Origin of the sequence: Shewanella sp. SR44-4 (assembly GCF_014163715.1) — a bacterium.
Lineage (GTDB): Bacteria > Pseudomonadota > Gammaproteobacteria > Enterobacterales > Shewanellaceae > Shewanella.
This window is the reverse complement of sequence record NZ_JACJDU010000144.1, coordinates 1-549: the sequence shown is the minus strand read 5'-3', so window position 1 is coordinate 549 and position 549 is coordinate 1. Positions and strand designations below refer to the sequence as shown.

Sequence of the window (549 nt, the reverse complement as noted above, 5' to 3'; positions counted from 1 at the left end):
AAAATTGCTCATTAAACCGAGTAAATCCAACACGCTGTTGTTCTTGAGTAACCTGCGCGAACTCATCAAAAAGCACGCAACCATCCCTGTTAACGACCTTATCAAACTGATAAATCCGAAACTAAAGGGGTGGGCGAATTATTATCGTCATTGTGTTGCTAAACAAGTATTCGGGTATGTTGGGCACAAACTATTCTATTCGTTATGGCTCTGGGCAGTAAGGCGTCACCCAACAAAGTCTAAGACTTGGGTAGCCCTTAAATACTTCATCAACCGAAAAGGCCAATGGCAATTTCACGGTTGGCAGAAGGTCAAGGATATGGATTGCCAATTCAATCTATTCCAAATAGCCAAAGTGCCTATTGAGAGGCATGTGAAAATTCGAAGTGCGGCTATACCATTCGATCCTCAATACCAAGAATACTTGGCTAGGAGAAAATCGAAAAGGCAAGCTCGTAACGCTTGGAATGAACCTGCTCTCACTGCTTTATAAGTTGCTGGGTATCAAACGATACCTTTGTGGAGGCTTGAGCCTAGTGCAGTGAAAGT

The 549-nt window shown here is 43.0% G+C and carries 1 protein-coding gene; it reads left to right on the top strand.

Translation table 11 applies throughout. The features are described from left to right. Nucleotides 1–493, top strand: a 493-nt coding sequence (locus tag H5125_RS22500; RefSeq protein WP_310734207.1) for a group II intron maturase-specific domain-containing protein, incomplete at its 5' end; no start/stop codon positions are given. Nucleotides 494–549 lie beyond the last annotated feature (56 nt).